This is a genomic window from Maribacter caenipelagi, from assembly GCF_004364175.1.
GTDB classification, from domain to species: domain Bacteria; phylum Bacteroidota; class Bacteroidia; order Flavobacteriales; family Flavobacteriaceae; genus Maribacter; species Maribacter caenipelagi.
Genome location: NZ_SNZW01000017.1, coordinates 219212 through 232966 on the forward strand (window position 1 = coordinate 219212; position 13755 = coordinate 232966).

The 13755-nt window shown below is 35.6% G+C and carries 10 protein-coding genes; 3 read left to right on the forward strand and 7 right to left on the reverse strand.

Annotated features, from left to right (window positions below; genetic code table 11):
• Positions 1-13: 13 nt before the first annotated feature.
• From DFQ03_RS15360 to DFQ03_RS15390, 7 genes are all read right to left on the reverse strand, one after another.
• Entirely contained in the window at positions 14-292 is a 279-nt protein-coding gene (locus tag DFQ03_RS15360) for a F0F1 ATP synthase subunit epsilon (protein ID WP_036157208.1), read from the reverse strand.
• Between the two features lie 78 nt (positions 293-370).
• Entirely contained in the window at positions 371-1879 is a 1509-nt protein-coding gene (atpD, locus tag DFQ03_RS15365) for a F0F1 ATP synthase subunit beta (protein WP_133674131.1), read from the reverse strand.
• Between the two features lie 167 nt (positions 1880-2046).
• Entirely contained in the window at positions 2047-3681 is a 1635-nt protein-coding gene (locus DFQ03_RS15370; protein ID WP_133674132.1) for an SGNH/GDSL hydrolase family protein, read from the reverse strand.
• An 18-nt stretch (positions 3682-3699) separates the two neighbouring features.
• The gene (locus tag DFQ03_RS15375; RefSeq protein ID WP_133674133.1) at positions 3700-6483 is read right to left on the reverse strand and encodes a TonB-dependent receptor; all 2784 of its coding nucleotides are present in this window, start codon (positions 6481-6483) and stop codon (positions 3700-3702) included.
• 268 nt (positions 6484-6751) lie between these two features.
• Positions 6752-8596 carry a glutamine--fructose-6-phosphate transaminase (isomerizing) gene (gene glmS, locus DFQ03_RS15380; protein ID WP_133674134.1) on the reverse strand — a complete coding sequence of 615 codons (1845 nt, stop codon included), beginning with the start codon at positions 8594-8596 and terminating at the stop codon, positions 6752-6754.
• 148 nt (positions 8597-8744) lie between these two features.
• Positions 8745-10661, reverse strand: a complete 1917-nt coding sequence (locus DFQ03_RS15385) for a DUF4270 domain-containing protein (RefSeq protein WP_133674135.1) — start codon at positions 10659-10661, stop codon at positions 8745-8747.
• 5 nt (positions 10662-10666) lie between these two features.
• The gene (locus DFQ03_RS15390; protein ID WP_133674136.1) at positions 10667-11476 is read right to left on the reverse strand and encodes a glycogen/starch synthase; all 810 of its coding nucleotides are present in this window, start codon (positions 11474-11476) and stop codon (positions 10667-10669) included.
• A 90-nt stretch (positions 11477-11566) separates the two neighbouring features.
• Here DFQ03_RS15390 and panC point away from each other — a divergent pair, with 90 nt between their 5' ends.
• Genes panC through DFQ03_RS15405 form a run of 3 tightly spaced genes read left to right on the forward strand, consistent with a single transcriptional unit; the run spans position 11567 to position 13752 of the window.
• Positions 11567-12424, forward strand: a complete 858-nt coding sequence (gene panC, locus DFQ03_RS15395; protein ID WP_243834519.1) for a pantoate--beta-alanine ligase — start codon at positions 11567-11569, stop codon at positions 12422-12424.
• A gap of 8 nt (positions 12425-12432) precedes the next feature.
• The gene (gene panD, locus DFQ03_RS15400) at positions 12433-12783 is read left to right on the forward strand and encodes an aspartate 1-decarboxylase (protein WP_027065788.1); all 351 of its coding nucleotides are present in this window, start codon (positions 12433-12435) and stop codon (positions 12781-12783) included.
• A 3-nt stretch (positions 12784-12786) separates the two neighbouring features.
• Complete coding sequence (locus DFQ03_RS15405; protein ID WP_133674137.1) at positions 12787-13752, forward strand: lysylphosphatidylglycerol synthase transmembrane domain-containing protein; 966 nt, start codon at positions 12787-12789, stop codon at positions 13750-13752.
• The last annotated feature ends 3 nt before the right edge of the window (positions 13753-13755 follow it).

The following is a 13755-nucleotide window of genomic DNA, read 5'->3' on the forward strand; positions in this document are numbered from 1 at the left end:
CGTATTCTACTTACTAATCTGCAAGTACAATTACTTTATTATTCTTAAGCTCAATAGTACCGCTAGAAATTTGTAATACTGTACTTCCGCTAGCATCTTTAGTAAACTTAGAGGCATATTCTTCATCTAAAGAAATATTACCTGAAATCTTAACCTTACCTTCTTGTAACAATGATACAATTGGGGCGTGGTCTTTTAACATTTGAAACTCACCATTTATACCTGGTACCGTAACCGAAGTTACTTCGCCTGCAAATAATGTTGCTTCTGGTGATACAATTTCTAAATACATATCTCTTTTAGTTATGAGTTATGAGTTATGAGTTATGAGTTACAATTCTGAACTCTGAACCCTTAACTCTGAACTTAATTACGCTTCAGTCAACATTTTTTCACCAGCTTCAATAGCCTCTTCGATCGTACCTTTAAGGTTAAAAGCAGATTCTGGCAAGTGATCCAACTCACCATCCATAATCATGTTAAATCCTTTTATAGTCTCTTTAATATCAACTAACACACCTTTAAGCCCTGTAAATTGTTCTGCTACGTGGAAAGGTTGAGATAAGAAACGTTGTACACGTCTTGCTCTACCTACGGCAGATTTATCTTCTTCAGACAATTCTTCCATACCTAAGATAGCAATAATATCTTGAAGTTCTTTATATCGTTGTAAAAGCTCTTTTACTCTTTGTGCACAAGCATAATGCTCATCTCCTAAAATTTCAGCTGTTAAAATTCTTGATGTAGAATCTAATGGATCCACCGCTGGGTAAATACCTAACTCGGCAATTTTACGAGACAATACCGTTGTTGCATCTAAGTGAGCAAAGGTTGTTGCCGGTGCAGGATCGGTTAAATCATCCGCAGGTACGTAAACCGCCTGCACAGATGTAATAGAACCTCTTTTTGTTGATGTAATACGCTCTTGCATAGCACCCATCTCTGTTGCCAAAGTTGGTTGGTAACCTACCGCTGAAGGCATACGACCCAGTAGTGCGGATACCTCTGAACCTGCTTGTGTAAAACGGAAGATGTTATCTACGAAGAAAAGTACATCTTTACCTTGACCTTCACCTGCTCCATCACGGAAATATTCAGCAATTGTCAAACCTGAAAGTGCAACTCTAGCACGTGCTCCTGGTGGCTCGTTCATTTGACCAAAAACGAATGTCGCTTTTGAACCTTTCATCGCCTCTTTATCAACTTTGGTAAGATCCCATCCGCCTTCTTCCATAGAATGCATGAAATCATCACCGTATTTTATAATACCTGATTCTAACATCTCACGAAGTAAATCATTTCCTTCACGAGTTCTTTCACCTACCCCAGCAAATACAGAAAGACCACCATGACCTTTTGCAATGTTGTTGATCAATTCTTGAATCAATACTGTTTTACCAACACCGGCACCACCAAATAATCCAATTTTACCACCTTTTGCATAAGGCTCGATCAAATCGATTACTTTAATACCTGTAAATAAAACTTCTGTAGAAGTTGAAAGATCTTCGAATTTTGGTGCTTCTCTGTGTATTGGAAGACCAGCTTTTCCTGCTTTAGGCAAATTACCTAAACCATCAATAGCATCGCCAATCACATTGAATAAACGACCATATACATCATCACCTACCGGCATTTGAATCGCACTACCTGTAGCAACTACATCTACTCCTCTGCTTAAGCCATCGGTAGAATCCATTGAGATAGTTCTTACCGTGTTTTCACCTACATGAGATTGTACTTCTAATACTAAAATCGACTTATCCTTGTTTACAATTTCTAAGGAATCATAGATTCTAGGAAGATCAGCACCTGACTGAAATTCTACATCAACCACGGGTCCAATGATTTGCGAAACTTTACCTGTAACTTTTGACATTACTTATATGTTTATGTATTACGTTTAATATATTCTGAAAAATGCTCTCATTTTCAGGCTGCAAAGATATAGTTTTCAATTTTAAAGAAAAATTGTTTTTTTCCTTTTTTACAAAAGTAAAAAGGTGCCTATTAAGCACCTTTTAAATCTTACTATTTTATATACGTCTATTGTAGTGTAACCGGGTAGTTCGTAGGGTAATCACCTACATTCAATAAATTACCTGATGCCTCAAAATTAGAGCCATAAGTAGCATCAATCGCTTTCATAAACTCGTTTGCCAACAAGGCATAACCTCTAGCAGTCGGATGAATACCGTCTAAAGAGAAGGCTCCACCTGTTACTAAATTTGATTGTAAAGTGTAATCACCACTAGTAATACCACCATTAGCCAATTGATTCAACAATGTATTTGCGTCTACCAAAGCTAAACCTGCTTGACTAGCTGTTGCTGCAATAATTTGATTGAATGCCGCTGTAGCAACCGCAATTTCTTCTTGCTCACTAGGTATCAACACCCATTTGTCTTCTAAAGGAAGAGAAATACCCTCAACAGAAAACTGACCTGCCAATGCTTGTGGTAAACCAGCCGCCATTAATGCACCTACTGATTCTAAGTTTACAGTTCCTATTACCGAAGAACTTGGTAATACAAATAAATCTGCAGCTGTAGCTTCTCTTGTTTGCCCATAAGTACTACCTAATAGACCAGCAACCAAAGGTGCCGCCTGTTCTGGCAAGCCAAATGACGCTACAAATGCAGGGAAAGTTGGACTAGCACTCAATACGCCCGCAATTTGAGCAGATAAATCTGTTAACGTTTCATCTCTAATAACTACTTCACTTGCTGCAGTTGTCGAGAATTCAATAGAACGTTCTGGAACTCCTAAAAAAGCATAAACCTGATTTAATTGACCGAAGATTCCGTTTAAAGTTGCTATCTGTGGTCCAAAATCTGGATTTGTTGGGTCTAAAGGATTATGTGGTACTGTAGTGAAATGTGGTACATCTGTAACATTAGGAATATTTGCAACAACACCCTGTGCTCCTCCTGCAGTTAACGTAGCGATTAAAGCCCCGTAACTACCATCAAAACCTTGACCAGGCACTCCTGAAACAGGAGTAATAGGATTGGTACCGTCACCACCTGTAGTAGCATAACCCAATACATCATTATTACCGATCCATAATGAGAAAAAACTAGGTGCTTGACTTACGGCCATTTCTAACACACTAACATCAGGTGTTGCACCCGTCATTCTAACAAAATAAGGATTCGCAAGACCTAATTGCACGTTAGCTATATTACCATAACCAGGTGCCAATAAGTGAAAACTTTTAGCACCAGGAACACCTAAATTATTGAAAGGACCTGTTGGATTGTTCAATGCAATATCGGTTGTAACCGTAACATCACCAATTAAAGATTCTAAAGAAACCGGACCGGCTCCCCCAAAAACTAATCTTGGGTCTTGAATTCTTGTACCAGCAAGTGCCAAGCCACCAATATTATCATTGGTCAAAGGTTGGGCAAAACTACCACCTCCGGCAAGACTGAATTTTTGAGAAAGTAAATTAGGCAGAGATAATGATTGACTTGCCTGAAACAAGGCACCATCTGTAAAACCTGCAGTCAATGAATTTCCTAAAGAAACATAATTAGAAAAATCTGCTGATCCAGCGGTTAATGCTGGCAGCTCTTCAGCCAATATTTCTGGCTCAAGGTCAACATCTTCAGGTTCATTACAAGCTGTAAAGGCCAATATACCTAAAGAAATGTATAAATATTTTAAGTTTTTCATTTCAACTTTTGATTTTAATTAGTTGTTAATTGTCCAAGATAGGTAGTACATAGAACCTATGAAGCCGGTACCGAATGCTGTGAAATATTCTTTATTAGTAAGGTTTGTACCCCCTAATTTGAAAGAAGATTTGATACTTGGCACATCATAGTTAATTTGCGCATCTACTACATGAAATTCTGGAACAACGCCATTACCAAAAGTAGCTTCCCAGAAATAATCATCGCTAAATCTGTATGATACATTAAATCCGAAATTATCAAATAACTCCTTGTTACCAAAAGATGCCTTGAACTTATGCTCTGGCGTGTTGAAATTCAACATTACATCTGGATTAGCTTCACGGTCAAAATCTAATTTAGTAAAGGTATAACTACCACCTAAATCAAAATTACCTAGTACTTTCATATCCAAACCTAAAGATGCTCCGTATGAATTTACATTTGCATCAGTATTAGTGTAAGCGCTATATGCTTGAAAATCTCCATTTGCAATTGCCGCTACAGAAAGTCCACCATCACCTACTTCACCATAAAAAGGAGCGATAACCACTTCTTGAGAAATAAAATCTTCGTAAGTGTTATAATAGGTACTAAAGTCTATAACCAACTTATCAACTTTACCTCTGTACCCAATTTCAAAAGAAGTAACTTTTTCTGGCTTAATTAAATCTGGATTAGAAACTTCTAATACCGCAGGGTTTCCTGTTTCACCCAAAGCTGTCACAGAGGCGGCAGAATATGAATTAGTATATGCAGCGCCCCCAGTTTGTGTAATCTGTGATGGTTGACCTAAAAGTTGACCGCTAGCACTTACATCATAATCTCTAGTGTAACGGTCTAGATTGCTTGAAGCAGAACCTACCAAAATAGCTCTACCAGCATCTAAACCGATGAACAAATCTTGAGTAGTAGGGTTTCTAAATCCTGTTTGCGCTGAGGCTCTAATATTATGATTTCTGCTTAATGTATAACCTGCAGATAATCTAGGGGAATAAAAACCGTCGAAAAGTTCTGATTTATCATATCTAATAGAACCTGTTAATTTCAAACTTTTTTCACCTTCGAAAGGAAGTGTCTTTTGAACTTGAGAATAGACACCAAATTCAGAATATCTAATTGGACCATCTAAATCTGTATAGATTGTTCCTGAAGAATTTAAGTCGTATTCTCTAAAAGAACCACCTAATTGAATTTCTGCCCAATCGATTAAATGACTAAAGTTATAGTTAGCATCTGCATGGTAATAATTTGATGCATCTTGAAATTTTGATCCTGTAGATAAATCTGGATCATTAATACTTCTATTAAAAGCAGCTTCAAATTCCGGAGAGCCTGGTAAATATCTTCCAGATTCCGCTTGTGCTCTTGCGGCAGCATGTGCCTGCTCATCAGTAGCTCCTCCTAAAGTAGCCTGAACATAAGTACCGGCATACTCACCGAACCAAGTATTGTCATCTTTCCAAGCTCTGTTAATATTGATACCTGTAAATACCATATCGTAAGAATCACCTGATTTATCGCCAACCATATAACCCCTTACAAAAAAGTTATCATTTTTGATTTCTAATTTATGTTGCTCTTGAAAGAAGCCTTTAATATTATACCTATTTGTACCTTGATAAATTGTATTACCAGTACCAACTTTACCAACATAAGAAAGCTCTAAACTATTATCTTCAATAGGTCTATAGTACAAACCCCAATCAGCCTTTATGCTTTCTGCATTATAATTTGTTAGATCACTTTCTCTGTAACCAGTTCTACTTACTATTTCTGAAGGAACCAATGCATTTGCTCCAGAAGGCAAAACACCTAACCCTTCTAATGTAAGGGCAACTTCTTTTATGTTTGTAGAAACCTCATCTCCATAAATATTTACCCCATCGTAGTTCAAATTATCTCTTGTACCACCTGGTGTTACCTTATCATCTTGATTATCTGCTGCCCAATCAGTTCCTTTCAAGTAACCAAAATTAACCTTCACAGCAAATTTATCACTGAACTTATGCGCAGCTCTAATACCGAAATCGGTATAGGAGTTATCACCTGCCGACTGCTGAGAAGTTATACCTTGCTTAATAGAAACACTGATACCTTCATAATCGAACGGACTCTTACTACGCATGAACAAAATACCGTTAAAGGCATTTGCACCATAAAGCGCAGAAGAAGCTCCTGGCAATAATTCAACACTTAGTACATCTGTTTCAACCATACCCACCAAGTTACCGATAGGGAAATTCAACGCTGGTGTAGAATTATCCATACCATCTACAAGTTGCATGAAACGGGTGTTTGCAAAAGAAGCAAAACCTCTGGTGTTTACCGATTTAAAAGTTAAACTGTTTGTGTTTACATCAACACCTTTCAAATTTTCTAGTCCGCCATAGAAATCGGCAGCCGTAGTATTCTTTATCTCTGAAACACCTATTCTCTCAACCGTAACCGGCGATTCGAAAATACGTTCTGGTGTTCTAGATGCCGAGATTACAACCTCATCTAAAAAAGTTTGTGACTCATTTAAAGTAATTGTAATTGTTTGGCTTGCACTAGTAATACTTTCTGTAGTACTCGTATATCCGATACTTGATACCTCTATTTTAAAAGGCGGTACTTCGGATGTTGCTAGATTGAAATTACCATCGAAATCTGTTACTGTACCAACGGTTGTGCCAACAATAACAATATTGGCCCCCGGGATAGGCTCGTTGTTTTGATCAACAACATTACCATTGATATTGGTCTGGGAATACCCAAATGTACCAATAATCATCAATGCTAAAAGTAGTATTGTTCTCATTCTTAATTAAAGTTTAAAATTAGTTGAGGGTTAAGATACAGATTATTTTAAACGAACTATAAGAATTTCAAAAAAATTATGCACGCATAGTAAAATTTTCATAACCAAATAGGGTGAATTCTACGATATACGCAATTAACTTTACTATAACAGTTGGTCTATAAAATATTTAAAAATTGATTTATCTACATAGAAAAGAACAACATACAAATGAAAAAAGGGGCGTGAAATGAATCACGCCCCTTTATAATGTACTAAAATTTATTTTTTATTCTACCGTAACCGATTTGGCAAGATTTCTGGGTTGATCAACATTACAGCCTCTCATTACTGCAATATGATAAGAAAGTAATTGCAGAGGAATTGTTGTTAATAACGGCGTTAAGCTTTCTAAAGTTTCTGGTACCTCAATAACATGGTCAGCCAAATCTTTAACCTGCTCATCACCTTCGGTAACAATTGCTATGATTTTACCTTTTCTAGATTTAATTTCTTGAATATTACTTACCACTTTTTCATAATGCCCCTTTTTAGTTGCTATTACGAAAACCGGCATATGCTCGTCGATCAAGGCTATAGGTCCGTGCTTCATTTCTGCAGCAGGGTAACCCTCTGCATGAATGTAACTAATCTCTTTTAATTTAAGAGCACCCTCTAAGGCTACAGGAAAATTATAACCCCTACCTAAATAAAGACAGTTTGTTGAATCTTTGTATACATCAGCGATAATTTCAATCAATGTATTCGATTCTAATGCCTTTTCAACTTTATTTGGAATAGTTTCCAATTCTGTTAAGTACTCATGATACCTTGATTCAGAAAAAACACCTTTTGCTTTCGCCAATTTTAACGCCATTAAGGTTAGAACCGTAATTTGCGTGGTAAATGCTTTGGTAGATGCCACACCGATTTCAGGTCCTGCGTGCGTATACGCACCAGCATCAGTTTCTCTTGCAATAGAAGAACCAACCACATTACAAACTCCAAAAACGAAAGCACCTTTTTCTTTAGCTAATTTAATTGCTGCTAAAGTATCTGCAGTTTCACCAGATTGTGAAATAGCGATTAAAACATCTTTATCTGTAATAACAGGATTTCTATATCTAAATTCAGATGCATATTCTACCTCTACAGGAATTCTTGCCAAATCTTCAAATATATACTCAGCAACCAAACCAGCGTGCCATGAGGTACCACATGCTACTATAATAATTCTATTGGCATTTAAGAATTTTTCCATGTTCAGGTCGATACCTGCCATTCTAATTATACCTTGATCAGCCAACAAGCGACCTCTATATGTATCTTTTATAGCTCTAGGCTGCTCATAAATCTCTTTCAACATAAAGTGATCATAACCACCTTTCTCTATTTCCTCAAGATTCATTTGAAGCTCTAAAATTCTTGGGTATGCTACTGCATCATCCTTAATTTTTCGAAGCTTAATTTCTTTTCCTAATCTAATAATAGCCATTTCTTCATCTTCAAGATAAACGGCATTATTAGTAAACTCAATAAACGGAGAAGCATCTGAAGCGATAAAAAATTCTTCTTCACCAATACCAATAGCTAAAGGACTACCTAATTTGGCAACAACTATTTCATCTGGCTTTTCTTTATCAAATACAGCAATTGCATACGCACCTACCACTTGGTTAAGTGCTATCTGAACTGCTTTACCTAATTTCACACCTTCAGTTTTCTTAACTTCTTCAATTAGATTTATTAATACCTCAGTATCTGTGTCTGAGTGAAAAACATATCCACGTTTGGTTAACTCTTGTTTTATGGCCTCATAATTCTCAATAATACCATTGTGGATAATCACTAATTCCCCTGAGTTAGAATAATGAGGGTGAGAATTAACGTCATTTGGAACACCATGTGTTGCCCAACGGGTATGACCTATGCCGATACTACCCTTTTGAGAAATCTCCTTAGCTTTATTTTTTAAATCTTCAACCTTCCCTTTTGTTTTGGCTAGATTGATTTGGTTACCATCAAACAATGCAATACCAGCACTATCGTAACCACGATATTCTAATCTTTGAAGTCCTTTTATAACTATAGGAAAAGCTTCCCTATATCCTATGTAACCTACAATTCCACACATAATACTATCAATTTGAAAATTTTATCTAATTTTTAGAACATTAGATATACGAACTAGCCCAAAATTTAGCCTATTTAGGTTATACAACGTAAATAATTCGGAAGTGGTATAAAAACTGTAAATAAAAAACTAAAACTAAATTCTTTTTCTAATCTGCTTTAGTATACGATATTTCAAGCTTTAACCTTTTATCAAAATCAGGATCTGTTGCCTCTAGATTACTTCCAAATAAAACTGTACTTAATGGAGTAACTGTAGAAGTCATTGCCAATCTTTCTTCTCCCCCTACAACTTGCGCATCAGCAATACTCCAGTTTTGAATATTGGTAGTCAATGTCAATGCCAATGTTGCATTCGTAGAATCTCTAACCACCATATTATTGATATGGTCTGTTATTTTGACAGAGTACTTTACACCTTTATCGTTAGATTTTTCTATAATGCCATCATAATTAAGATAAGCTCCAAATAAAGAAGGTGATTCTAGATCTGTTTGCTCTGTCAACGTATTTATCAAAGGAAATTTATTCTCTGCATTATATAAGTAAAGTCTTGGTGGCTCTAATTTACTACCAGAAGCATCTAATTGATCTCTATCTATGTAAAAAACTAAATTAGCTTCATTTATAACCCAGTTCTCACTTTTAATCTGCTCCAAAATACTTTCACCTCCATCTTCTTCAAAAAGATTAATTTCAGCATACGTACCCGCACCTCCTTTTAAATATATTCTTGATGCATTTTCTCCATTATCTAATACCTGTACAATCTGAGGACCATAATTTTCTGTAAGCAAGGTATTAACCGCATTACCAGAAACAGCTCCACTCGTATTGCCCGTCAAGAATGAAAACGTAAAATCTTTTTCTAAAATGTTATTCGGATTATCGTCACTTGTATCGTCTGTTGTACCATTAGTATCGTAATTCGTATAACTATACGTCATAGTAATATTAGAACTTTTTAAGTCAAACAATAACATAACATCGTTACTCGCATCATCAGTAATTGAAAAGTGAAGTCCACGAATGAATTCAGTGAAATTTGACTGACTTACTAATTCTGAATCACCTTCTTTATCTAGAATATTAGTTTGAAAAAACTCATTATCTAATGCAACTCTAATACCTGGCTGAAGTTTCGTGAAGGTTTCAGACTCATCTGTATCTTCTGTAGATTCATCATCTTCGTTCTGAATCAATATTTCTTCATCGATAATTTCAACAACACCATCGTACAATGGCTCTCCAGTAACAAAATCTGGCGAAAAAACCTGATTAGAATAATACTCTTGTGCCTCTTGAAAACTTGCATTCGGATCCAAGTCGCGTAAGAAAAACGTTGACCGTTCTACTTTCAAATTAAAAGAAGGCAATGTAGATTTAGATACATCATCATAGTTTTCACCATTAATATAAATACTGTCTAATTCTACTTTTTTCGCGAAGTTATTTGCGAATATAGTTGCACCATCACCATCATTTAAACCATCACGATCTTCATCTACACTAGTATCGTCTAACGGATCGGTATTAGATGCCGTTTCAATAATATTAGAAACTCCGTCGCCATCATTATCATTATCACTATTATCCGGCTCAGCATCAAATTCATCTGCAACGCCATCACCATCACTATCCAAAGCACTAGTATTTGTCAAAAAAGGAATATAAAGATATACCTCTTTAATAGTTTCATTTTCTTGAACAGTTGTAATCGATTCATCTGTAATACCCTCTCTATCTTCTTTGTCTTGAGAAAAACTACCAAACGAAGGGCTTGCCGCGCTAAGAAAAAGTTGCGATGTTACCGAAGCCTCTGTTCTACCATAAATAGGATCATTATAAGTACCCAGTTGATATATCGGCAATTTATTGGTCTGCACCGCCTCAATGTTCTTATTATATGCAAAAACATCATACACCTCTGTACCAGTAGTAAAAGGCTGGTTACCAACTACACCAGACCCTACAGTAGTTAAATCTTGCTCACAAGAAACTAAAAGACCCAATATCAATAACAATCCCGAAAATTTGGGAAGAGCGGAATTAGCAATAAAATTCATTCAGATTATTTTAAAACTTCGGTGTTATAAAAATTAGCATAAGCCTCTTCAAACTCTTGAACAGGAACATATGGCAACACTGGTTTTTCTTGGTTGGAAATATGGTTTTCTAATTCTTCTGGAATATCTTCCGAAGCTAAAATAACTGCATCAGAATAATCAACAGCTACCTTTAACAAATTATTATAGGTAGGATCACCTAAAGATGCAATCTCTTCTTCTGGAATACCATCAAAAGAAATTCTTTTAACCATATCTTTATCTAAAGAACCTTCAAAAGTTTTACCGTAAACCGACAAAACAATTTTACTGTCTGCAAAAAGTGGTTCGTCTGCATAATACTTCTTAAGATATAGTGGTAATAAACTTGCCATCCATCCATGTACATGAATGATGTCTGGTGACCAATTTAATTTTTTCACAGTTTCCATAACTCCTTTTGCAAAGAATATTGCACGTTGGTCGTTATCTGGAAATAGATTTCCTTGCTTGTCTGTAAATGTAGCTTTACGCTTAAAGTACTCTTCGTTATCGATGAAGTAAACTTGAATTCTCTCTTTAGGTATAGAAGCCACCTTAATAATCAATGGCATATCCATATCATTGATGACCAAGTTCATACCTGATAATCTAATTACTTCGTGTAATTGATGCCTTCTTTCGTTAATGTTCCCATATCTAGGCATGAAAATCCTGATCTGACCACCATTGCTGTTGACCATTCTAGGTGCTTCATAAGACATTAGGGAAACTTCGTTTTCGGGTAAGTAAGGAACTAATTCAGAAGATACAAATAATATCTTTTTACCATTCATAAAGGTTATATTTTATTTTTCACTGAAACGCAACTGCAAAATTACAAAAAATATAGAGATTAGCAGTAATTATAGTAAGTTTGCTCGCTAATGAACTTTTCAATGCCGGTAATACAGACCAAAACCAAGCTAACAGAAGAACTAAATAAACTAGGCAACGATAATGACTTAGGTCTTGTACCCACTATGGGCGCTCTACATAAGGGGCATGCATCGCTTATACAAAGAGCGGTTGAAGAAAATAAGAATGTAGTTGTAAGTATTTTTGTAAACCCTACACAATTTAATAATAAAGAGGATTTAGACAAATACCCGAAAACTTTAGTAGCTGACGTTCAATTAATTTCAGCTATTTCAGCTAACATTATTGTTTTTGCACCTGATGTTGCCGAAATATACCCTGACACGGTTATACCAAAAATTTATGATTTTGAAGGACTTGACAAAGTCATGGAAGGTGAATTTAGAGATGACCATTTTAATGGTGTCGGTACAATAGTCGAAGAGCTTCTAAAAACTGTAAAACCTACAAGAGCCTATTTTGGAGAGAAAGATTTTCAACAATTACGTATCATTCAAAAACTTACCGAAATAGAACATATACCAGTTGAAATAATTGGTTGCGAAATAGTACGAGAGAATCATGGTTTGGCAATGAGTTCAAGAAACGAAAGGTTGAGCAAAAGAATACGACAAAGGGCTGCGTTTATATATGAAACATTAAAAACTGCCAAAATAAAATTTGGCATGGAAAATGCATTAAACGTTAAAGACTGGGTCTTTAAGGAGTTTGAAAAAACTGACGAATTTCAATTAGAATATTTTGATATAACAGATGTTGAAACATTGACCCCAATTCAGAATAAAATAAATAATGTAAAATACAGGGCGTTTATTGCCGTTTATGTTGAAGACGTAAGACTCATAGATAACATAGCCTTAAATTAGTACAAGATATGCAAGTAGAAGTAGTTAAATCAAAAATACATCGAGTAAAAGTTACTGGTGCCGACCTTAATTATGTAGGTAGTATAACGATTGATGAAGATTTAATGGATGCCGCAAATTTTATTCGTGGCGAAAAAGTTCAGATTGTCAATAATAACAATGGTGAAAGATTAGAGACCTACATTATACCCGGTCCAAGAAAAAGTGGAGAAATTACACTAAATGGAGCAGCAGCAAGAAAAGTATCTGTTGGTGATATTTTAATTTTAATTTCTTATACTTGGATGGATATTGAGGATGCAAAAAAATTCAATCCTTCTTTAGTTTTCCCTAACGAAGCAAATAATCTTTTAACCTAAAAATTGACGAATACCCTAAAAAAAAATCTTAAGACCATACTCCCAATTGCATTGGGAGTTTTTTTAGTTTGGTACTCTTACAATTCAACAACCCCAGAAAATAGAAAGGAAATTATCTTTTACGTTAAAGAAGCAAATCCGCTGTATGTATTTCTTTCTGTTCTATTAGGCATTCTAGGGCATATTTCTAGAGCCGTTCGTTGGAACTATCTTCTAGAACCATTAGGCTACAAGCCTAAACTCATAAACAATATATTAATAATCTTAACTTCTTATTTTGCCAACTTAGGCATCCCTAGAACTGGAGAAATATTAAGGGCTACAGCACTGACAACTTATGAAAATGTTCCTTTTGAGAAAGGCTTTGGCACTATTGTTACCGAAAGGGTGATAGACGTAATTATGTTACTTTTAATAGTAGCTATCGCATTTTTGCTACAGACCGATATTATTATGGGCATTTTACAAGACCGTGGTTTCAATGCCACCGGACTCATACTTTTGGCATTAGCGGGAATAGCTTTGTTCTTTGTGTTCATTTTTATTATTAAAAAATCAAAAAAACCGTTTGCCCAAAAAATCAAAACATTTGTAAAGGGACTTCTTGACGGGGTGTTCAGTATTTTTAAAATGAAAAATAAATGGCTATTTATTTTTCATACTTTTTTCATTTGGGGATGCTATATAGGCATGCTTTGGATAATAAAATTTACGGTCCCAGAAACTATTTCACTTACGCTTAGTCAACTCTTGGTAGCCTTTGTTGCTGGGGCTTTCGCCATGGCAACGACCAATGGTGGCATAGGACTTTATCCCATCGCCGTAAGCAGTGCTTTGGCAATTTTTGGAATCAGTGCAGTATCTGGTGATGCCTTTGGGTGGATTATATGGATCGCCCAGACACTTATGATAGTTGTTTTTGGTGCAATATCTTTTCTTCTATTACCGTTATTGAACAGTAACAAATAGTTT

Coding starts and splice junctions, on each gene's coding strand:
- panC (WP_243834519.1), top strand. CDS start 11,567: ATGAACTTTTCAATGCCGGTAATACAGACCAAAACCAAGCTAACAGAA.
- DFQ03_RS15385 (WP_133674135.1), bottom strand. CDS start 10,661: ATGAATTTTATTGCTAATTCCGCTCTTCCCAAATTTTCGGGATTGTTA.
- glmS (WP_133674134.1), bottom strand. CDS start 8,596: ATGTGTGGAATTGTAGGTTACATAGGATATAGGGAAGCTTTTCCTATA.
- atpD (WP_133674131.1), bottom strand. CDS start 1,879: ATGTCAAAAGTTACAGGTAAAGTTTCGCAAATCATTGGACCCGTGGTT.
- DFQ03_RS15390 (WP_133674136.1), bottom strand. CDS start 11,476: ATGAATGGTAAAAAGATATTATTTGTATCTTCTGAATTAGTTCCTTAC.
- DFQ03_RS15370 (WP_133674132.1), bottom strand. CDS start 3,681: ATGAAAAACTTAAAATATTTATACATTTCTTTAGGTATATTGGCCTTT.
- DFQ03_RS15360 (WP_036157208.1), bottom strand. CDS start 292: ATGTATTTAGAAATTGTATCACCAGAAGCAACATTATTTGCAGGCGAA.
- DFQ03_RS15375 (WP_133674133.1), bottom strand. CDS start 6,483: ATGAGAACAATACTACTTTTAGCATTGATGATTATTGGTACATTTGGG.
- panD (WP_027065788.1), top strand. CDS start 12,433: ATGCAAGTAGAAGTAGTTAAATCAAAAATACATCGAGTAAAAGTTACT.